General features: G+C 45.8%; 14 protein-coding genes and 2 pseudogenes. 2 read left to right on the top strand and 14 right to left on the bottom strand.

What is annotated here, in order from left to right:
- Positions 1 to 22: 22 nt before the first annotated feature.
- The 4 genes and pseudogenes from nagZ to C0Q44_RS22430 form a co-directional block, all read right to left on the bottom strand.
- The gene (gene nagZ, locus C0Q44_RS22445; RefSeq protein WP_258166507.1) at positions 23 to 1,360 is read right to left on the bottom strand and encodes a beta-N-acetylhexosaminidase; all 1,338 of its coding nucleotides are present in this window, start codon (positions 1,358 to 1,360) and stop codon (positions 23 to 25) included.
- A gap of 346 nt (positions 1,361 to 1,706) precedes the next feature.
- Positions 1,707 to 2,810, bottom strand: coding sequence for an NADH:flavin oxidoreductase (locus tag C0Q44_RS22440; protein ID WP_105409452.1), 1,104 nt, complete (start codon positions 2,808 to 2,810; stop codon positions 1,707 to 1,709).
- Between the two features lie 332 nt (positions 2,811 to 3,142).
- Positions 3,143 to 4,456 carry a hypothetical protein gene (locus tag C0Q44_RS22435; protein ID WP_105409451.1) on the bottom strand — a complete coding sequence of 438 codons (1,314 nt, stop codon included), beginning with the start codon at positions 4,454 to 4,456 and terminating at the stop codon, positions 3,143 to 3,145.
- A gap of 249 nt (positions 4,457 to 4,705) precedes the next feature.
- Positions 4,706 to 5,754, bottom strand: a pseudogene (locus C0Q44_RS22430) (2,3-butanediol dehydrogenase).
- 324 nt (positions 5,755 to 6,078) lie between these two features.
- On the opposite strand from C0Q44_RS22430, the gene C0Q44_RS22425 reads away from it, so the two are divergent.
- Entirely contained in the window at positions 6,079 to 7,116 is a 1,038-nt protein-coding gene (locus tag C0Q44_RS22425) for a LacI family DNA-binding transcriptional regulator (protein WP_105409450.1), read from the top strand.
- 176 nt (positions 7,117 to 7,292) lie between these two features.
- On the opposite strand, the gene C0Q44_RS22420 is transcribed toward C0Q44_RS22425, so the two are convergent.
- Both C0Q44_RS22420 and C0Q44_RS22415 read right to left on the bottom strand, forming a co-directional pair.
- On the bottom strand, positions 7,293 to 8,276 hold the full coding sequence (locus tag C0Q44_RS22420) for a D-2-hydroxyacid dehydrogenase family protein (protein WP_105409449.1): 984 nt from the start codon (positions 8,274 to 8,276) through the stop codon (positions 7,293 to 7,295).
- Between the two features lie 339 nt (positions 8,277 to 8,615).
- Positions 8,616 to 9,197 carry a TetR/AcrR family transcriptional regulator gene (locus C0Q44_RS22415; RefSeq protein WP_105409448.1) on the bottom strand — a complete coding sequence of 194 codons (582 nt, stop codon included), beginning with the start codon at positions 9,195 to 9,197 and terminating at the stop codon, positions 8,616 to 8,618.
- Between the two features lie 229 nt (positions 9,198 to 9,426).
- On the opposite strand from C0Q44_RS22415, the gene C0Q44_RS22410 reads away from it, so the two are divergent.
- Complete coding sequence (locus tag C0Q44_RS22410) at positions 9,427 to 10,653, top strand: MFS transporter (RefSeq protein WP_258166506.1); 1,227 nt, start codon at positions 9,427 to 9,429, stop codon at positions 10,651 to 10,653.
- Position 10,654: 1 nt separating this feature from the next.
- Here the strand turns inward: C0Q44_RS22410 and C0Q44_RS30365 are convergent, their stop codons facing one another.
- From C0Q44_RS30365 to C0Q44_RS22375, 8 genes and pseudogenes are all read right to left on the bottom strand, one after another.
- Positions 10,655 to 10,816: a hypothetical protein gene (locus tag C0Q44_RS30365; RefSeq protein ID WP_181151156.1), complete on the bottom strand. Its 162-nt coding sequence runs from the start codon at positions 10,814 to 10,816 to the stop codon at positions 10,655 to 10,657.
- A 36-nt stretch (positions 10,817 to 10,852) separates the two neighbouring features.
- The gene (locus C0Q44_RS22405) at positions 10,853 to 11,308 is read right to left on the bottom strand and encodes an SRPBCC family protein (RefSeq protein WP_105409447.1); all 456 of its coding nucleotides are present in this window, start codon (positions 11,306 to 11,308) and stop codon (positions 10,853 to 10,855) included.
- Between the two features lie 161 nt (positions 11,309 to 11,469).
- Positions 11,470 to 12,555: an HD-GYP domain-containing protein gene (locus C0Q44_RS22400; RefSeq protein ID WP_105409446.1), complete on the bottom strand. Its 1,086-nt coding sequence runs from the start codon at positions 12,553 to 12,555 to the stop codon at positions 11,470 to 11,472.
- A gap of 255 nt (positions 12,556 to 12,810) precedes the next feature.
- Positions 12,811 to 14,645 (bottom strand): annotated as a pseudogene (locus tag C0Q44_RS22395) (UbiD family decarboxylase).
- 213 nt (positions 14,646 to 14,858) lie between these two features.
- Entirely contained in the window at positions 14,859 to 16,190 is a 1,332-nt protein-coding gene (locus tag C0Q44_RS22390; RefSeq protein ID WP_181151135.1) for a sensor histidine kinase, read from the bottom strand.
- A 2-nt stretch (positions 16,191 to 16,192) separates the two neighbouring features.
- On the bottom strand, positions 16,193 to 16,861 hold the full coding sequence (locus tag C0Q44_RS22385) for a response regulator transcription factor (RefSeq protein ID WP_105409444.1): 669 nt from the start codon (positions 16,859 to 16,861) through the stop codon (positions 16,193 to 16,195).
- Between the two features lie 29 nt (positions 16,862 to 16,890).
- Positions 16,891 to 18,855 carry an ABC transporter ATP-binding protein/permease gene (locus C0Q44_RS22380; RefSeq protein ID WP_105409443.1) on the bottom strand — a complete coding sequence of 655 codons (1,965 nt, stop codon included), beginning with the start codon at positions 18,853 to 18,855 and terminating at the stop codon, positions 16,891 to 16,893.
- A 229-nt stretch (positions 18,856 to 19,084) separates the two neighbouring features.
- Positions 19,085 to 21,013 (bottom strand): S-layer homology domain-containing protein, encoded by a 1,929-nt coding sequence (locus C0Q44_RS22375; RefSeq protein WP_105409442.1) that lies wholly within the window; start codon positions 21,011 to 21,013, stop codon positions 19,085 to 19,087.
- Positions 21,014 to 21,031: the final 18 nt, after the last annotated feature.

Raw genomic sequence — 21,031 nt, 5'->3', positions numbered from 1 at the left:
CCAAATCATAACACAGGATGTATTATCGAGCATTGACTTGCTTGCCCCATTCCAGAATGTCCGCATTCAACTGCTTCAGATCTCCGGAGGCTTGCTGTTGGTCCGATAACTTGTACTGTTGTTTCAATGCCAGGATACGATATACACTTTCATCGATTCGAGACTTGGAAATCTTGCCTGAGTTCACCGCATTCATTAGCGTATCAAAAATCGTCTTCGCACTATCATAGCTGTGAGCTACCAACAAGATGTCACTTCCTGCCTGAACTGTCGCTATGGCTGCTTCGTCCAACGTATAGTTCTTCGCGATTGCTCCCATGCTCAGATCATCTGTAATGACGACACCGTCATACTTGAGTTTCCCACGCAGATGTTCACCAATAATGACATCCGACAAGGAAGCCGGATGATCCTTATCAAGTTTTGGGAACAAAATGTGTGCAACCATAACGGCCTCCACTTGCTCCTTCACTGCTGCCTGGAACGGAATCCATTCCAGCTTAGCCAGTTGCTTTTCTGTTTTGTTGACCACAGGCAGATCCAGATGGGAATCCACTGATGTATCGCCATGACCCGGGAAATGCTTCACTACCGGAATAACACCTTCACTGCGCAGACCTTTCAGCTCTGCAATCCCCAGACGTGACACCAGATCAGCAGAACTGCCGAATGAACGATCCCCAATGACCGGGTTCTTCGGATTACTGTTAATATCCAGTACAGGAGCGAAATCTACGTTAAATCCCGCAAGCTTCACCTGTCTGGCGAGTAATTCCCCCATCGTTTCAGCAAGCGCGCTATCTTTCGTCTGACCCACCTTCCCATTGGATGGAATGGATTCAACGTTCTCTGGCATACGGCTGACTTTGCCACCCTCCTGATCCACACTCATGAAGATCGGCACCGGGTTGGCCTGATTCGCTTTCTTGATGGATTGCACGAACTTGGCTGTCCCCTCAAGTGTCGTGACATTGTTGGCATAGAAAATAATGCCCCCTACCTTCTGATCCGTAATCATCTGTTTCGCTTGATCGTCCAGTGTTGTCCCTTGAACGCCAGCCAGTATCATCTGACCAATCTTCTCTTCCAGCGTTAATCCATTGAGTTGCTCCTGAACCGGATCAAGCTCCTCCTGCGCTTCATCTTGCGCATGTTCCTCTGGCGGGACTGTATTCTGCTCTGGTGAAGACGAAGATTGTCCGGTATTCGAATTCGCGTTGGAATCTGTTGCTGAGGAAGATTGCTGTCCTCGCCCACATGCTGACAAAAGCAGCAAAATACCCAGCAGAATACACATGATCTGCAGGGATCTGAACCACTTGTTTTTTGAGTTCTTCGAATCGTAACTATAGATGTTCAAGGATGTCATCCTCCTTATGTAGTGTCTCGTAATGGCGACTCAAAGGTTCAGGCATAACCTTATCATAAGGTGGTTAAATTTCAAAATGAGTCGTGCTGGAGATTGAATCGTAATGAAGCCGAAGACGCGCGTATAAAAAATGATTTCTTTGGAAGCCAAGGTGTGGTACCTAATGGTGTTGTGACATAGGGCGTGAGCGGAGTGAGGGATACGCAGAAGGTATCAGCGGCGGTTGAAATGATTTACTATTGTGAATTTTTCATATGTTGAAATTATCATTATAGTGGTATTAGAAAGCCGCCTGTTGGCGGCTCATTGTATTTTTCCCGGTTTGTTTCCGGTTGGGTTAATGGAGTGTTGTCAACACTTCCGTTGTAAACGGAATGATATCGGATGTACGACCTTCACGAACTTTGGCAGGCCATTCGGGATCACTCAGTAGTACACGTCCCAAGGCGATCAAGTCAAATTCACCATTCTCCATCTTCTCATTCAATTGCTCCAGATGGGCATCCCCTGTTCCCTGATTCTCGGCTGATCTGTCCACGAACTCCGCTTCCAGTCCTACCGATCCAACAGAGATCGCGGGTTTGCCACTTAACTTCTGTGTCCAACCCGCGAGGTTCAACTCAGATCCTTCGAATTCCGGCAACCAGAACCGACGCGTAGAGCAATGGAATATATCCACCCCTGCTGCAATCAACGGTTTAAGGAATTGCTCCAATTGTTCCGGTGTCTCCACCAGACGTGCATCATAATTGCCCATCTTCCATTGGGAGAAGCGAAGCACGATTGGGAAATCAGGACCCACCGCAGCACGACATGCTTCGATCACTTCAACTGCAAATCGGGTTCGCTGTATCAGGTCACCACCATACTTGTCCGTCCGTCGGTTCGTTTGCTCCCAGAAAAACTGGTCAATCAGGTATCCATGTGCCCCATGAAGCTCGATTCCGTCAAAACCAATACGCTGTGCATCCGCTGCCGCTTGGGCAAAAGCCTGCACAAGTTCTTTAACCTCATCTTCCGTCAACGGCTCACGCGTCGCTTCACCTGCCATGCTAACTCCTGAGGGACTTACTGGCTCAGCTTCTGTGTTAGGCAGATCGCCGGAACGACGTGCTGTCCCCACATGCCACAACTGGGGCATGATTTTGCCACCTGCTTCATGTACGGCTTCCACTACGTTAGCCCAACCTTGTAGTGAATCCTCCCCATGAAATAACGGGATACTCGCCCCACTAACAGAAGATGGATGACCAACGCCTGTGCCTTCTGTAATGATAAGCCCCACACCACCCGCTGCTCTGCGACGGTAATATTCTGCAACTTCTGGGCCAGGTACACCCTCTGGTGAAAATCCACGTGTCATGGGTGCCATAACGATTCGGTTAGACAGGGTTAGCTTATCCGAGGTGAATGGTTGAAATAATGCGGAAGGTACGTTCATCGTATATTGCTCCTTTACAATTGGAAGTGTGGAAATTTGCATTCACATGAATGCGATAGGCTGGTATATAAAATAAACCGATGTAATCCAGCTGACTGATCAAGGTTATTCCTCTATCCATTTTATAGTTTCTAAATTTTATTTTCAAATTTTCGAAGGCAGGCATTCATGCTAATCATAAGTACAAAAAAACAGAGCACACCCTAAGCAGTCTCTGTACAATCACAATGCTGCTTCAGTCTGCCCTGCATTCTACCACATCGTCAATTATTTTCCCGGTAACCAATAATGTGGATGTAGCATAGTATATAATCCATAATCTTCCTTCCAATTTAATTAGAATTCACGGGGATATCTCCCCTGTTCACTCGAAGCATTTTCCCTGACGAAGTCGATAACACATCCGGGTCCGTACCCAAACCAAAGTAGAAGTCACCTTCATTCTCTTCGAATGACTTGGCGTACGTGTCCTGATTAAATCGCAAAATCTCATTCCACGTTGTCAGATCAGTCGATTGATAGACCCGGTTTGTATACAGATTGGCACTTTGGCGTGTATATGTTAGTACGTATACCTTGCCATTCCGTAAGAGTACATCCGTAGGAAGCGCCTTGGCATCTGGCAGAATGACACGTCTTGCCTGATTAATGTCGGTCATGACATTTAACGATTTGGGCAACAGCTGCCCATCATTGAACACGCCTCCCGCTATATACAGTAACTTGTTATTGAAGTTAATATTTTTGCCTATTTTATTATAAGGAATGGTGCCCGTTTGATAGGTAAGTCCCGGCAACATTTTGTTGCCATAGATGACAACGTCCCGTTTCTGAAGTTGCTCATTAATCTCCAGAATATTGGTTTTGTCGTTCCATATTTTATTGGCAGGATACATCATGCCAGAGGCATATAATTTGCCATTAAGTTCGAATAACGTATAGGCCCTGAAGCCAAACGTATTGATAGTCGCATATTTTTGCCAGCTTACACCCTCATTATGAGAGATTAATAGGGTTGGTTTCGATTCCGTACCCAGCGCTGCAAACATCTTGCCCTTATAGGATGCCAAATCGTATACGTGTACACCTAGCGGCAGATTGCGATATTTGGTCCATACCTCTCCATCCAGACGATAGAAGTTGCCAAGTTCCCAAGCCTCACTATCTGAATCGTTGCCAGGGATATATAGCTTGTCATTCAGCACTCGGTAGATATCAATCTGTTCCTCATCCACATACATCTTGGTCGATGGCACAATGCCCGGATTGCTGTTGGTCACCGACTGAGTCTTGAATAATGCATTGGCTGTATCATAATAAATAACAGGAATAGGCCCTGAATTCGGCGCTACGCCCAGATTACTGCTATTTCCGTGACCCAAATAGATCTTACCTTTGTAAAGTTGCATGTCCCAGACGTTATTAGCATACGGTGTTTTGGTAAAAGGTCTCCCCAGCAGTTCAATCTTAGCTGTTACGTCAGCTGAACTGATTGGCGCATTCGACACCTTGGCAAGCCCACGTTCTGTTGCAGGTGGTTGATTCGTTGAAGTGTGGTTTCTCGGTTTGGAATTCCCCATAAGCATCCAGCTCATTCCTGCAACGATGGTCAAAATCACGGCTGTCCATTTCGTATGTCTCTGCATGTCCGCTTCCTCCTTCATATTTTCATGACTTTTACCTTTATACCAAGATGATACAAATTGTATCTTTTTATACTATGTAAATCCACCCGTGCATGCAACATATTCCGCCCGATATAGACAAAAAAAAATAGACAATCGCATCGAAAGATACGTTGTCTATTGGTAATCATCTCACTGCCGCTGTCTACTTCATATTTAGCTACTTCAACTTGGTTTCACACTTCTTTATTTCGTTTGCCACTCTACTTTCTATTCAGCTTTCACCAGAATCTTCACCTGGTTTTTCTCTCTCAACAGCGCCTCGAATCCATGATCCACCACTTCATCCAATGAGATTCGTTTGGTCACCAGCTTGTCTGCAGGGAAAAACCCTTTTTCCATCAGACTAATGACTGCCGGGAAAACATCGCGGTAACCGATAATGCCATTTACCGTACGTTCCTTCATTACAATGGAATTCGGATGAATAGGCGCTTCCTGTTCAAAAATGCTGACGATCATCAGTTCGCCGCCAATGCGTGTCGAATCGATGGCTTGTTGTAGCACACGCGGAACACCGGTTACTTCATAAGCTACGTTAACGCCGCCCTGTGTGCGTTCATGGATCTCTTCCACCACATTGAACTGTGTTGGATCCATCACAATGGCACCCAGTTCTGCCGCTTTTGCTTTCCGTTCCTCAGACAACTCCACCACATAAATATCGGATGCTCCCGAAGCTTTGAGTGCTTCAATCACCAGCAGTCCAATTGGACCTGCACCGAATACCGCTGCCGTATCGCCCACTTTCAGTTTGCTTTGGCGCACCGCGTGAAGAGCTACAGCCGAAGGTTCGACCAGTGCCCCTTGCTCGTAAGAGATGGAATCAGGGATGGAATGCACCATGTTTTCCGCAGCTGTAACGTACTCGGAGAAGCCTCCTCCGCCCCCGCCAAGCCCAGAAAGCCCATCTGATCGCACAAATTGTATCTTCCCTGTTTACATGCTTCGCAATGACCACAGGCATAGATTGGTTCAACCACAACACGGTCGCCCTCCTGGAAACGGGTAACGCCCTCGCCTACTTCCACCACCTGTCCAGAGAATTCATGACCCATGACTACAGGCGCTTGTTCCCCTGTTAACGGATGTGGAGCTTGAGCCGGGATGAAGATTGGACCTGCCGTATACTCGTGCAGATCACTACCGCAGATTCCGCACCATTCCACTTTTATTTTGACCTTACCCTCTTCAGGTTGGGGTTCATCAATATGTTCGAGACGTAGATCCTTCACTCCATGCCAACGTAATGCTTTCATTCGTTTCATCTCCCAGATCATAAGTATTTGATATAATCGGAAACGTTTCCGTAAATTAAATATGTCACATTTGAGATACACTGTCAAACATATTTCCCCATAAATATGTCTATCTCGTGATGATATACAATTTAATCCACGAGGGTTAATCTTCTATTGTATATGATGAAATCACGGAAACACGACATGCATCTGTATGAATCTGGTGCTGTACACAAGATACTTGTATGCACAAATGTTATAATCAACATATAGGATTATCATCCAATCCATACATATCCCTAAAATTCGGAATCGTTTCCGATAAAGTGAGGTAACCATACATTGAGCAAAGAACACAAACTTACGATTAAGGACGTAGCAGAACGTGCCGGTGTAGGTATTGCTACCGTATCCCGTGCTATCAACAACTCCGAAGGTATCAGCAGCAAAACAAGGGATACGGTCATGCAAGCCATTGAAGAGCTGGGGTTTGTACCCAACACCTCTGCACAAAGTCTGAAGATCCGGCAAACTCATCAGATTGCGCTCGTTGTACCCGACATACGCAATGCCATCATTCCCGAGATTTCCTGGTCTGTGGAGCAAACCGCGAAGCAGCATGGCTATCATGTCGTACAGATCAATACGGCCGGCAATGCCCGAACCGAATTGGAAACCATTCGTAATGTAAAAAAACTGCATGTGGACGGACTGGTCTTCATGCCCCTGGCATATCCCAAAACATTGCCCGGATTGATCGATAAAGCTCCTCTCCCCATCTCCATGATTAATTATGGCAAGAAACTGGAGTCAGGAATGAAGGCGGATATCGTCTCTCTCTCTCAACCTGAGGGCAGATTAGTGATGGAACATCTATTCAAGATCGGACGAACCCGAATCGCCTATGCCGGAGCACCTAAAGACATTATCGAGGAACGTTACCGTGCCTACGAGCAAGCCGTGGGTCATGTGGATATCTCTCTCGTCTACTTCGGTGAGGACTTTTCATTGAATACGGGGGCCAACGCCGCAGATTATTTCTATGGACTTACACATATGCCAGATGCCGTCTATGCCATTAATGATATGGTCGCCATTGGATTAGTTAATCGTTTCAAAGAGTTAGGCATTCGTGTGCCTGAAGATGTGGCTGTCGTGGGGATAGATAACAATCAGTGGACCACCGTCACTTCTCCGCAGATCAGTTCAGTGTCGATTATGGGGGAAGAAGTAGCCAGACTTGCGACCGAGCTGTTGTTAAAGCGAATTCGGGAGATGAATACTAGCGATTACGAGCATATTCAATTTGAACCGCGCCTAATCGTTCGTGAATCGAGTGTTGCCATGATTCGTTCCTCTTCGCGAGGATCACACGGTTAACTATTTGGAGTGTTAGGAGTCAGAATGTACTACATCCTAGACCCCCTTATATCCAAAACGTTATTACCACCATCCAGACGACTGACCCAGACACTAAAAAGGTGTTGCCCAGTATGCTCTCTTCTGGCAACACCTTGTTGTCGCTGAGTCTAATACACTTATAGCTGAGTCTCAATTCAGCCCATTTCTTCCAAAGGTAACAGTTGTCTGATCGGTGTCCCCTTCAGGAACATCTCCATGTTCTCTACAATGTGATTATAATAGATTTCATAATTCCCACGGGTAACATAACCCAGGTGCGGTGTGGCCAGGACATTGGGTAATGACCGCATAATGTGGTTGACCGGCAGTGGTTCCTGCTCATATACGTCCAGACCTGCACCAGCAATTAAGCCACCCTGTAACGCCTTCACCATAGCATCCTGATCGACAATGCCTGCTCGCGACGTATTGATCAATAGTGCACTAGGTTTCATTTGTTGAAATTCAGCCTGTCCAATCAGATTGCGCGTACGTTCACTTAATACCAGATGAATGGATACAATGTCGCTCTGTGCCAGCAGTTGTTCTTTGGTCTCGGACCAAATGACGCCCTGCTGATCGGCCTTCTCTGGTGACAGATTCTCACTCCAAGCCATCACATTCATGCCGAATGCATGTGCGATTTCAGCCATGCGAGTACCTATTCTACCCAAACCGAGCAAACCAAGGGTTCTTCCATGTAGATCTATGCCTAAGGTGCTCTGCCAGTTTCGATTGGAACGAAGTGCATTATTTTCCGTTACCAAATGCCTCGACAGACCCAGAATCAGTGCCCATGTGAGCTCCGTTGGCGGATTGAAGCTTCCCTCGGTTCCGCACACGATGACCCCGCTGCTTTCCGCAGCCTTGAGATCTATGGATGCATTACGCATGCCACTTGTAATCAGAAGTTTCAGCTTGGGTAACTGTGAAATAACCGTTTCCGGAAACGGGGTACGTTCACGCATCAGGACCACAATATCAAAATCCTGTAATTCCTGAATCACTTTTTCCTCCGAGCCCATATAGTTATTGAATGTCTGAACCTCCACCCGATCCAGCAGGGAATTCCAGTCCGCCGATGAAAGCGCAACGTTCTGATAATCATCCAACACGGCACAGCGCAACTTCGTATCCATTCCTGATCTCCTCCTATATCTGCTCAATTCTTATCTATAAATTGTACTAAAGAATATTAACACTGGTCACTACAATGACAGAACAACCTTCTGATCGCTGTTATCCCCAGATTTTCTTCGATTCCTTTTTATAAAGGAAAAATCCGGGGATAAAGGCGAGGCATATGCTTCCGATGTAGCTTTCTTTCAGAAATCTTTTAGCTCCGCTTCCTCAGCTTATTTCTGTCCTCTCCGTTTTGTGTAAATGTATAGTTCAATTGATGTATATTGTAGCAACTCTGCATTGATCTGCCCAATGCCATCAGACATAGATATCGCTGGTAAGCAAATTCCACCCTATTACTGCAACAAAGACAACGTAACCTGAATGCTCTGCTCTACAAACAAGCGGTCTGGTCCTGATTTCATCAATACAGTTAAACCAATCATGGATACGACCAGTGACTGCGCGACCGCACTTGCGTTCAGGTCAACGGACAACTCACCGCTCTGTTGCCCTCGTTCTAACGTTTCCTTGAAAAGTACACCCAGATACATCTGATGCTCCCTTGTAAGAACAGCGAATTTGGGATCATGCGGAGCCAGTTCAACCATCGTATTGATGCAAAAACAACCGTGACTGGGCTCGGTTACACTTCCTTCTGCTCCAATATGTTCAAATAAGCCACGAAATGATTCACGTACTGAAGATACCTGTTGAAGTTTCGCTCTTACTTGAGCAGCATGTTGAGTCGTGTACCTGCGAAATGCCGTTTCAAATAGTTCCTTTTTGCCGCCAAAAGCTGCGTACAAACTGGGACGTTGAATGCCCATCGCAGCCGTCAAGTCACTCAAAGATGCCGCTTCGAATCCTTTGTCCCAAAATGTATGCATCGCTGCTTCAAGTGCTTTATCCGTATCAAATTCCCGTTGTCTAACCATACAATTCACCTCTTTATATATCGATCAGTATAATTAAACTCTAATAGCAACCTAACTATAAAGTCAAATCATATCCATACAAGAATAAAAAAACCTTAGATCAATAGGTCATTTTACGAAGCATCCTATCTCATCCATTTCTCTGTTGACAGGTTTCACACAATTAAAGTATGGTTATGCAGGAACATAACATACCGATCAGTACATAATAGAAAGGTGAAATCCATTCATGCAAACTTCTTCTCCATATGTACAAACGGCCGATAAAAATGAAAATAGGCCAACCATGTCTCGTCTGACCGCTCTTTTGTTTGCCGTGTGCAGCGGACTTGCGGTAGCCAATATCTATTATGCTCAGCCTTTGCTCGACTCCATTGCACAAGAATTCGGCCTCGCTCCGTCATCCATAGGTATCGTCGTCACAGTAACTCAGATATGCTACGCGCTGGGACTGTTTCTTCTTGTTCCGCTCGGTGACCTCTTAAATCCCCGTAAATTGATCATCATTCAAATGCTTTTCTCTGTGGTTGCACTTGTTCTGGTAGGAACCTCACGGTCCAGTTCCCTGTTGTTCACCGGGATGGCTATCGTCGGTCTACTCGCAGTAATTACACAAACGTTAGTTGCCTTTGCTGCCCATTTGGCAGATCCATCCGAACGCGGTCGCATCGTTGGTCAGGTAACCAGCGGAATCGTCATTGGCATTTTGCTCGCACGAACGATTGCAGGTACACTAAACGATTGGCTCGGTTGGAGATCGGTATACCTCTTCTCAGCCAGTCTTACATTACTCGGGATTCTTGCCTTATTTGTTGTTCTACCACGACAGCAACCTCAACAACTGAAACAAAGCTATGTTCAATTACTCGGCTCCGTCCTGCAACTGTACCGTGAATTGCCCGTGTTGCGAGTTCGCGGTGTGCTGGCCATGCTTATTTTTACAGCCTTTAGCATCTTGTGGACTTCCATGGTTCTGCCGCTCAGCGCCCCTCCACTGTCCCTTTCACATACGGTCATAGGTGCATTCGGTCTGGCGGGAGCTGCCGGGGCACTGGCTGCTGCACGTGCAGGCAAATTAGCTGATCGAGGACTTGGTCAAAAAACAACCGGCATCTCTCTTGTTATTCTGCTTTTATCCTGGCTGCCCATCGGGTATGTCCACCAATCCCTGTGGTTCCTGATCCTTGGTGTCATCCTTCTCGATCTCGCCGTTCAAGCAGTACATGTTACCAACCAGAGCCTGATCTACGAAGTTCGCCCTGAAGCACAGAGCCGCCTGACGGCAGCGTACATGATCTTTTATTCCATTGGCAGTGCAATCGGCTCTATTGCTTCTACCCAGGTATATGCATGGGCCGGCTGGACAGGTGTTTGCTGGTTAGGTGCGAGTGTGAGTGCAGCCGCACTTCTGTTCTGGATGATCGATCGTCACATGCATCGAAATCTCAATCGTTGAATTAGTCCAGTTTATTCCACACCACAATAAAGAGGGTTGCTAATGGACCACATAACAGGGAAATCAGAAACCAGTTACGACCACTTCTGTTTTTTCCCTGAGCCAGTCCGGCATTTATCAAGGCAAGTGTGCCCCACCCTACATAATATTCATTGTCCATCATATGTCTTCTCTCCTCTCCCTTATCCAATTCATACTATTACTGCTCCAGCATCACTTTGAGTTTACGATTGCGACTCTCCAGAAATGCCTGCATGTATCTCTTCAGGATGAGCCGTTCTGTTGCCCACCCCAGCAAACCAAGAGGAGCTTGGAAACGTAGCGTATCTCTCATGCAAGTCATCTGTTCTCCGCATACACGGAAATGATGTTCATGTCGCATACTCTTGAAAGCTCCTCTCTCCATCTGATCCACAAAGAGAAACGGTGCTTCAAATTGTACAATTCGGGACTTCAACTTCTGTCGTATGCCAAAATGGGTTGCCTGAAATGTGACCGTATCCCCTGCTCCAATTCTTCCTGTGGTTATACCTGCGATCGCCTGTTCTTTTGTATGCTTCCAGACGGTCTGTGTATGTACCTCAATATCACGGGCATAATCAAAGCACCGTTCAATCGAAGCATGTATGGTAATCTCAGTTGTTACTTCAATCATGGCAATCGCTCCTTCTGAGGGAGAATATAATCTTTGCAAAGTATACTCCTGCCACTCTGGTCGAACAACACATCATGCGAGGATATAAAAAAACGGTTCCCCTGTCTTAGTACAGGAGACCCGTCTACAATATAAATATAGAACACCGATGAATATCGAAATCAAATAAGCAATTCATCAATCGCAAGTGTACGCTCTTTGGAGAGGTCGCGATATTCCTCAGACTCCACTTTGATCAACGGTTTAAAAATATCAGACGTATTGTTCATAACAATAACACCTTTTTCTCCGTTACTGAGCAACACCTGTTTGCCGATGAAGTTAGGAAGCAAATGCTGCATTAATGCCTGAACCGGCTTTTCGTTCAGTTTGCCAAATCCCATTCCATAGATATCTCTAAGGTTATTAATCAGATTCGGATTGCTTCCTCCGTGATTACCGGATCTCATCCCAATGTAGATATCGGCAACAGACACAATCTGGGTATACGGATGAATTTCGTTTTTCCCAAGTTGCATCGGATATCCCGAACCATCTTCCCGCTCGTGATGCTGCAAAGCAACCAAGGCTGTCGCTTCATCCGTCATGGAATTTTTGATGATTTCATGACCATAGATGGTGTGGCGCTGCATTTCAAGCTGCTCATCCGCCGTCAACGGTTCTGTTTTATTACGAATCCGGTGAGATACTTTACACTTTCCAATGTCATGCAAATAGCCACCGCGACTGATCTGATAACTTTCTTTCTGAGAATATCCGAGCCAGTTCGCGAGGTAGAAGGACAACAATCCTACCTGGATGGAGTGTGTATAGTTATTGACGTCATCCCGCTCCAGCATCATCAGGAGATGAACGACATCTTTCTGCTCATCCAGTCCCTCAACCATCGGTTGAAGTGCATCATCCACCATGGTCGCGTTGAACTTACCAACGGTGAGAGCTTCGAGGAAAGCATTTTGATAATTATGTACAGTCTGCATGAATTGGGACTTCATTTCTTCTTCAGGCATCTCTTCCTTCGTACTAGAGCCGGAAGCATGCTTTGCCGCTGCAGCAAAAAACTCTGCTTCAGTAATTTCCTCTTCGCGCAATTCAATATCTACATAATCTACACGGTGCTGCATGAGCAAGGAGATATCCTCACTTTTGATTACAGTCCCCTTCCCGAGAACGTGTAATCCTGCATCGCTGAATGTATCCGCTGTCAGACGATCTCCGTCTTGCAGGTTCATTATATGGATTCTCAAATCGGTATTCCCCCTGAACAAGTCATTATAGTAACAGCACCCAACGGATCGGGTCCACAAAATACCTATACTTCTTTATATCGTTATAATTCTTCTTTTTATGCATAGTTCAAATGACCTTAATCATAAAGGGAAATACGAACACCTAAGACTTTATCCTCAGTCTAATGCAGATATTAGTCCCGGTTTTTAATCATGAATGAAGCAACAAGGAGCCCAAACTCTCGCGTTTGAACTCCTTTAACGCATCCCGGATTACAATTTGATTGATCCCAGGCTGGCTCCATTCACAAAAAACCGTTCAATACTCTTCTCCACCGAAGCATCGGGAATCAGCGGGGGGCCTGGTGCGGTTTCACACGCGCATCAATAATAACTTGATCACAGCCCCAATGTTTGTGGTTGGTTCCGCTATTTACACCATACATATCATGCGAAGGGTTGCTACGGGTAAAGGTTGCCCATAAGAAGTTGCTCAGGTTCGCACTTAGGAACGAACTATCATCACAAAGGATGATCATCGGACACGATTCCAGCCCCCCCTGCTCCTTCAACAAGGACGTGAAGGCTTGCATCTCTAGTGCTGTATCTGCGTAACTCGTGAAGGCCGTTGTCTGAATCGAAACGATTCCCGGCATGATCATCTGCGGGGTCTCATAACCTCGAATGTTCTTCAAGGACTCTGGCACTTCCTTGCACAGTTCTCGAACCTTGTCACCGTATGCTGCAAAAACCACCTTGCTACCGCTGTTCAGCCCTGTGCCTGAATAATCCAGCGTATCAATCGTCGTATGTGTGTAGAAATGAATATCCCGCTGAAGATCTATACGCTCCAGAATATAGGTCAGGAATTCGACTTCACGATGTGTATCCAAAGTCTGCTGATCCTCAGCAGTAATAAACAGATACTTCGCCAAACTGAGTTGACCTGTACCCAAAATACGATTGGCTATGGTCAACAACTCGGTTGGCTGCTTCACAGCCTGATAAGGTGTGTAACGTTCGCTGCCAATCGCGAACAGCAATGGATGAACCCCTGCGGCATCTACCGCATGAACTTCTTTGACGCCTGGAATCTCCTGTTTGATCGCATCTCCAGTGATCTCATGAATCAAATCACCAAAAGCCGTATCCTCCTGCGGTGGACGACCAACAACCGTAAACGGCCAGATGGCATTCGGTTTGGCATATACTTTGTGAACTCGCATAAGCGGAAATTCATGCGTCAGACTGTAGTATCCCAGGTGATCACCGAACGGACCTTCAGGCTTCGTCTCGCCTGGGTAGATATCACCCGTGATCACAAAATCGGCGTCATTGCTAATACAATATCCATCCTTGTAACTGTACCGGAAGCGACGTCCGGCCAGCAGGCCAGCAAAGGTCAACTCACTGAGTCCTTCAGGAAGAGGCATAACCGCCGAGAGTGTATGTGCCGGTGGACCCCCAATGAAAATACTGACTTTCAGTGGTTCTCCCTTTTTGACCGCCTTAGCCTGATGTATCCCGATTCCGCGATGAATCTGATAGTGCAAGCCAATTTCCTTGTTTAAGTCAAAATCATTGCCATCCAGTTGCACCCGGTACATTCCCAGATTGGAATTCATAATGCCTGGTTTGTCAGGGTCTTCTGAATAGACCTGTGGTAGTGTCACGAATGCTCCGCCATCCATGGGCCAGTGCTTGATCAGCGGCAGGTCCGAGATTTGAATCTCTTGCGCGGACACGGGTAGGCTAATAGACTTCTGTTTTGGCAGCGCCTGCCATGCAGCAAGACCTGTGCGGACATGCTGAAATGGCGTCTTGAGCGCCTTCATGGGATCATCACGAACAGCCATCACCCGTTGTACGCCTTCAAGTGTACCGCGGAACATGAACTTGCTTCGTTCCACCGTACCGAACAGATTCGACACAGCCTGGAACTTCGAGCCTTTTACATTTTCGAATAGCAAAGCAGGCCCTTTAGCCTCATGTACTTTCATATGAATCGCTGCCATCTCCAGATGAGGATCAACCTCTTCTTTGACCCGAATCAAATGACCGTGCTGCTCCAGATCGTTAATACAATCTTCCATATTGCGATATTTCATTGGATGGCTCCATTCTCTGTATGATAAATTGATTAAGTTCAACTATTCACATAATGTCTCTTCTATTTTATCAAATGATTCCATGCTTAACAAAACTATATATGAAAATCTGTCCGATAGACACATAGCAAAAAGCAATATGGTAACAGTCTGAATCCTGAACTCACCAGGGACCGATTGTTTCCATATTGCTGATCGCTATTCAAGCTTACTTTAAGATGTAATAACCAATCTGGGAATTGTGACAATAAACTGCGTGCCTTCTCCCACTTGGCTGTGCACATCAATCGTACATTGATGCAGTTTCAAAATTTTAATTACAATGGATAATCCCAATCCATTACCTCGAAGCGAGCTACTTCGCGCTTTGTCCACCATATAAAAACGATCGAAGATATACGGGAGGGCTTCCTCAGGTATTCCTTGTCCAGAATCTCTTATCAATACCTTCACGAATGAAGATGACGTCTCAATTTCGACATGAATGGTACCATTAGAACTAGTGTATTTGATCGCATTGTTTATTAAATTCTGCCAGACCTGATCAAACAAATCTTTGTCCACCGTGATCTCGCAGGGCAACAAGTCCAATTCGATCTGTATATCCTTCTGCGCCCACTGCGGCTCCGCCAATAAGATCGTCCTTCTTAATTGTTCATCTAACTGGAATGTGGTGAAATCAACCGGATGATGCTCCGAATCTAGTGAGGCTAGTCGAAGCAAATTATCACTAAGCCTAGATAAGCGCAGCGTTTCCTCATATATGATATCCAGATGCTCTTTCTGCTCTTCTAATGGAATAACACCATCTTGTAACGCTCTGGTGAATCCTCTAATCGATGTGAGCGGAGACTGCATTTCATGAGAGACATTGCTGACAAAGTCATCACGAACAGAATCGATTTTCTGCAACTCACTGGCCATATGATTGAAGCTCTCCATCAGTTCGCCAAACTCATCCTGGTTGTTATGTTTTAACCGCACCGACAGGTCCCCTGACGACATCTCCTTCGCTGCAACCGTCAACCTCTTAATCGGTTTCACAATGTACCCGGACATGAACAGGATTAATAAACTTCCAATGACCAGAACCGTTAACAGTGAGGTTAAGAGCGTGTTTCTCAGCGTATGAAAAAGAGAGGAGAAATCGCTTTGTATCAGAAATGTGCCGATCCCCTCATCCGTTCCGGGAACACCTATGGTCGCAATTCCATCTTTACTGGACATAAATATTGCATTGGTTGTCCCCGCCTCAAATAACGAATGAACTTTGTCCTCTGGCAAGGAAGATAACACTTCACTTTGTTCACTGACGGGTGTGATGTTCAAGCCGTACCGTGCAAAGATATCCAAGCTAGATTTCACTTTTCCCGGATCATCGATCAGGTTAATCAGTGTAGCTAGATCTTCAGCAAAGGTAACCATAAAACGATTCGGCGTCTTTTCCTGGGACCCGCTATTCAGCATAAAGGAGAGAATCAAGCTCACCAGAACAATCCCAATAAAAGTAGCTACGATTCGAAGTCGCAGACTTTTCCTCAACATTCTCATGTCCGTTCCAGGCGATATCCAAGTCCTCTGATCGTTGAGATCACTAGCTCAGGAACAGGTTCAAGCCGCTCCCTTAACCGTTTGATATGTACGTCAACCGTACGCTCATCGCCTTCGTAATCGATACCCCATATATCATCTATAAGCTGTGTACGTGTGAATATTTTCCCTGGCGAACTCGCCAGAGAAAATAACAATTCACATTCCTTCTTTTTCAATTCGATGGTTCGTCCGTCCGCAACGACCATCAGATTACCCAAATCAATCGTTACGCCACTGATCTGAATCATGTTCAATGCACTTTTGTTATATCGTTTCAATAACGATTTCACTCGCAAGATTAACTCTACCGGATCAAATGGTTTAACCAGGTAATCGTCTGATCCTGCATTAAATCCTCTGACTTTGTCCTTGGATTCTCCCTTGGCCGTCACCATCAGGATCGGGATGTCCAGATAAGACCGGATATCTTCCGTCAGTTCAATGCCGTCTATTCGTGGCATCATCACATCCACAATCGCCAGATCAACTTTTGTATGAGAGAGAATATCTAACGCCTCTTGACCGTCTGATGCTTCCAGCACGGAAAATTGATTCTTTTCAAGATAGATTCGGATTAATTTGCGGATATGGGAATCATCGTCCACCACCAGAATCGTGTTCATGTAACCATTATCCTTTCCAAAATTGATATTTATTCGTATCGTAAAGATTCCATCGGGTCCAGCTTCGCAGCTTTCGATGATGGCATCAAACCGGCCACGATACTAATCGCTGTGCTAACCACGATACCGAATAAGATATAATATCCCGAGAGATTGATTAGTTTTGCTCCAAACGCATTGTCCAGAAGAATATTCAGCACATAACTAATGATCACTGCAAAGATTACCGCAATAATACCACTAAATACGCCTAATAAGGCAGACTCAGAGAAGAATATTCGCTTGATATCTTTCTTTCTTGCTCCAATTGCCCTAAGAATTCCGATCTCCTTCGTCCGTTCCACGACACTAATATACAGGACAACCAATATCATGATACCGGATACGATTAACGAAATGCCCGCAATACCAGCGAGTACAATCGAAGCCATACTTACATATGTCGTAATATTCTCCATGACCTTGGCCATTTGGGAGCCTGCAAAGCCAGCATCAACAGCAGCTTCATTGATTTCATTAACATATTTCATATCGGTTGCGTAGGCGTTAACCTGAATCGGTCCAATCGTTATTCCTTTGTCCGTATACATTTGCTCCAACGTCTCTGATGAAATGTATCCGGGGGATTGCTGCATTGGAGATCTTGGATCTGCTGCTTCATAGATTCCTGAGATGGTTACTTCTTTCTCCAAAGTTACTGGTTTATTATTGCCATCCATCTCATTAATATATAGAAACACAGACTTGCCGATCATGGATTCAGCTTGGTCATTTCCACTTAATTGTTTCGCCGTATCGAGGGGTAACAACATCTGATTTTCTACTGGCAGTACACCCGTTGTCATCAATGCTGGATCAAACGCATCCGTTAACGTCGTTAACTGCGTGAGTCCCACACTTTGTTCTTCATTCACCATCGTCGATTGGCCTGTAATGGTCGTGATCGTCTCTACATGATCCACATTAGGAAAATTGCGAATCGTCTCAATATCAGCTTCTGTGAATGGTTCACCTGATGCCATCAAGGCTTCGGGGCCTTGCATGTTCTTGGCTTCTTCACTCGGCTTGGTTATATCTACGAGCAAAGGGTCCATACTTGAATTGATCTCGTCGTTCATATACGTCGTTATTCCATTACCCAAGGAGAGCATCAGGAGTACACTTAATATACCTATAGATCCACCCAATGCTACCAATACATTACGCTTGGCGTTGAGTTTCATATTTTTAAGTGCCATCTTGAATGAAGCAAGCAGGCTCAGGCTCCGGGAAGAATCCTGACCACTCTCGTAAACAGCTGTAGAAGGATCTTTCAGGTGAATATCATCACTAATGCGCCCCTCTTCGACCTTCACAATACGTGTGCCGGAGTCAGCCACTTTCTGCGAATGAGTTACGGCAATAACCAGCATTCCTTTTTTTGCTATGCTGTCCAGCAAAGCCAGGATTTGATCTCCGTTCTCCCGATCCAGAGCACCTGTTGGTTCATCTGCGAGAATAATATCAGGATTGTTCGATAAAGCCCGTGCGATGGAAACCCGTTGCTTCTGACCCCCGGATAACTGGTTTGGACGTTTATTCAGATGATCTTTCAGCCCAACCTCTGTCAGTATATCAACGGCACGTTGGTTCCGCTCCTGCTCATTCGTATCCGTCATTTGCATTGCAATCGTAACATTTTCGAGGACAGACAGATGTGGAATCAGATTGAAATTCTGAAATACAAAGCCGATATTATTCTTCCGATAATCGTCCATTTCCTTCTCTGTCATGGCACTCAAATTCTTGCCGCGAACCAGAACGTCCCCTTCGTAATCCGAGTCCATCCCACCAATGATATTCATCAACGTCGATTTCCCACAACCAGACTCACCAAGAATCGAGACGAATTCCCCGGTTTCAAAGCTCAGGTTCAATCCGTGGAGGACCGGGACCTTTTCTTTCCCATACAACGTATATGATTTCTTCACATTTATAACTTCCAATATTTTCATCTGGATCTCTTCCTCTCCTGATCATGCGCTATATCTATCTATTTATTTTCATATCGTACCAAATTTGTGTGAACTGATAATGAACTGAACGGCACCCTGAGCATCGCTTATACGCAAAAAACCTACTACTTGCTTGAACAAGGATCATTTCAAGTAAGTGTAGGAACCAAACAACCCAAGTCCTATATAACTCAGGACTTGGGTTGTCTCATTTCGTGATTGAATCGGATTAGATTAAACCGGCTTTTGCCAGCAATCTTTTCACAATCGCTGCCGTTTGGGCACGGCTAATGTCTGCATCTGACATCAGCTTGCCTTCAACACCTTGTACCAGTCCTTGCTTGACGGCCGATGCAATTGGTTCTGTCGCCCATGCTTGTACTTTAGCGCTATCACTGTATGTGCTCAGAAGGCTTGTTGTCTCTGACGCGTCGGCCTGTGCCAGACCGACCAGTTTCATCGCCCGCGACACAATGGTCAGCGCTTCAGCACGAGAAATTTCGCTATTCGGACGGAAGCTCTCATCCGTATAACCTGAGATCAGGCCGTAGGACACAGCCGTCTGAACCTCATCCTCATACCAGCTACCTGTCTTCACATCCGTGAATGATGCCGCTTCTGTGCTGTTCGGGGAGTGCAGACCCAAACCCCTTAACAGAACAGCCGTGAACTCTGCCCGCGTAATACTCCGGTCCGGCGCAAACACGTTCTCACCGGTACCTTGTACGATCAGACGAGATGCCAGATCTTGTACATCATCACGACTCCAGTGACTCGTTACATCGCTGAATGTTGCCGGATGATAGATCAGGGCATACGTACTGTTCGTCAGGCTGTTAATTACAGCAGAGTCGTTCCCGTCACCCTTGATAACCTTGGTCGGCACATGCAGAATACTGCCATCTGACTGAAGCACGACTCCCGTCGTGATCTTCGAACCATCGACACCTTCTGGTAATGTAATGGAGCGCTCCACATAAGAGTTGAAATGATCCACGTTCACTTGCTGTCCATTCCAGATCGCTTTTACTTCAAAATCAACCGGAGCTGCGATGACCGTTGTGTTCTCCAGCTTGTCTGCTGCGGCCTGAATGGCTGTTTTCTTCGCTTCCGCACTAGGGGCAATCGTAATCTGAATCGTGATGTCCTCCAGCGGAGCGGAGCTTCCAAGTTGTTTCAGTACCTGATCCAACTGAATTTGGCTGGCTGGAAGCGTGTACGTGCCATTGTCAGTCTGAATGACCACTTCGGCATTGCTTCCTTCCATCGTTTTAACAAGCTTACCATTCAGTTCACCAACTACCGCGCCTTTGCCTGTACCTGTAATCGGCAGCAGAAGCGTTCGCAATCCACTTCCAATCTGATTAATGACTTTGTCATTATCCACGTGAACCGTGGTGGTAACCTGATTGTTTACCGTTGATGTGGTAGCCGTTGCAGATTGTTCCTGTTTCTGTCCGTTCACATAGATGTCTACGCCTTTGGTTGCCGCAGGAGTGGATGGAACAGGTGTAACGACTGGTGAAGTTGGCGATACACTTCCTCCCGAAGAGGAACCTGGCGAACTCGAATTTCCACCACCTGAGTTGGCTGCTGTAATTGTGATTGCTCCACCTGACAATTCAGTGTAGCTCTGATGTTCTACATTCGTAAAATGCCAATGTTCAGAATCCGTTTGATCTACAGAGAGCTGTTTTGTTCCAAGCGTCGCATTGCTTTTGGCTTTGATCTCGATATCGAACATTTGCTGTTCGTCTACAATTGGACTGTTACCCCCAGTAAAATCAACCCATATGATCCGTACCCAGCCTTCCGCATCATTAATTTCGTACTGGAAGTCTGCTACACCATCTTCATTTGGGGATGTGCTGATGACGTTGACAGATTTAGGCGTGATCCGAACAATTTCCAGTGCAGACGTATCATAATCAATCTGCATATTATAAGCTTTCACCCCGAAATAGGTCTTCTTCAATGCAACAGGCACATGAACGGTCTGCCCTGCCTGTACGCTTACATTTGCAAATTGTACTAGTGATGGTTCTACCGGTTCTGCCCCAGCTACATTAGGCAATATGAGTGAAGAGAGTAATGTCAGTGCGATCAGACCCGACATTGTTTTTCTGATTCTAGGACGTTTCTTTTGCGGTTGAAACATGTAATAGCCTCCATGTCT

The organism is Paenibacillus sp. PCH8 (genome assembly GCF_002968835.1).
Taxonomy (GTDB): Bacteria; Bacillota; Bacilli; order Paenibacillales; family Paenibacillaceae; genus Paenibacillus.
The sequence above is the reverse complement of the archived record's forward strand: the minus strand, read 5'-3'. Positions and strand labels throughout refer to the sequence as shown.

Coding starts and splice junctions, on each gene's coding strand:
- C0Q44_RS22440 (WP_105409452.1), bottom strand. CDS start 2,810: ATGAACGTACCTTCCGCATTATTTCAACCATTCACCTCGGATAAGCTA.
- C0Q44_RS22435 (WP_105409451.1), bottom strand. CDS start 4,456: ATGCAGAGACATACGAAATGGACAGCCGTGATTTTGACCATCGTTGCA.
- C0Q44_RS22420 (WP_105409449.1), bottom strand. CDS start 8,276: ATGGATACGAAGTTGCGCTGTGCCGTGTTGGATGATTATCAGAACGTT.
- C0Q44_RS22415 (WP_105409448.1), bottom strand. CDS start 9,197: ATGGTTAGACAACGGGAATTTGATACGGATAAAGCACTTGAAGCAGCG.
- C0Q44_RS22410 (WP_258166506.1), top strand. CDS start 9,427: ATGCAAACTTCTTCTCCATATGTACAAACGGCCGATAAAAATGAAAAT.
- C0Q44_RS30365 (WP_181151156.1), bottom strand. CDS start 10,816: ATGATGGACAATGAATATTATGTAGGGTGGGGCACACTTGCCTTGATA.
- C0Q44_RS22405 (WP_105409447.1), bottom strand. CDS start 11,308: ATGATTGAAGTAACAACTGAGATTACCATACATGCTTCGATTGAACGG.
- C0Q44_RS22390 (WP_181151135.1), bottom strand. CDS start 16,190: ATGTTGAGGAAAAGTCTGCGACTTCGAATCGTAGCTACTTTTATTGGG.
- C0Q44_RS22385 (WP_105409444.1), bottom strand. CDS start 16,861: ATGAACACGATTCTGGTGGTGGACGATGATTCCCATATCCGCAAATTA.
- C0Q44_RS22380 (WP_105409443.1), bottom strand. CDS start 18,855: ATGAAAATATTGGAAGTTATAAATGTGAAGAAATCATATACGTTGTAT.
- C0Q44_RS22375 (WP_105409442.1), bottom strand. CDS start 21,013: ATGTTTCAACCGCAAAAGAAACGTCCTAGAATCAGAAAAACAATGTCG.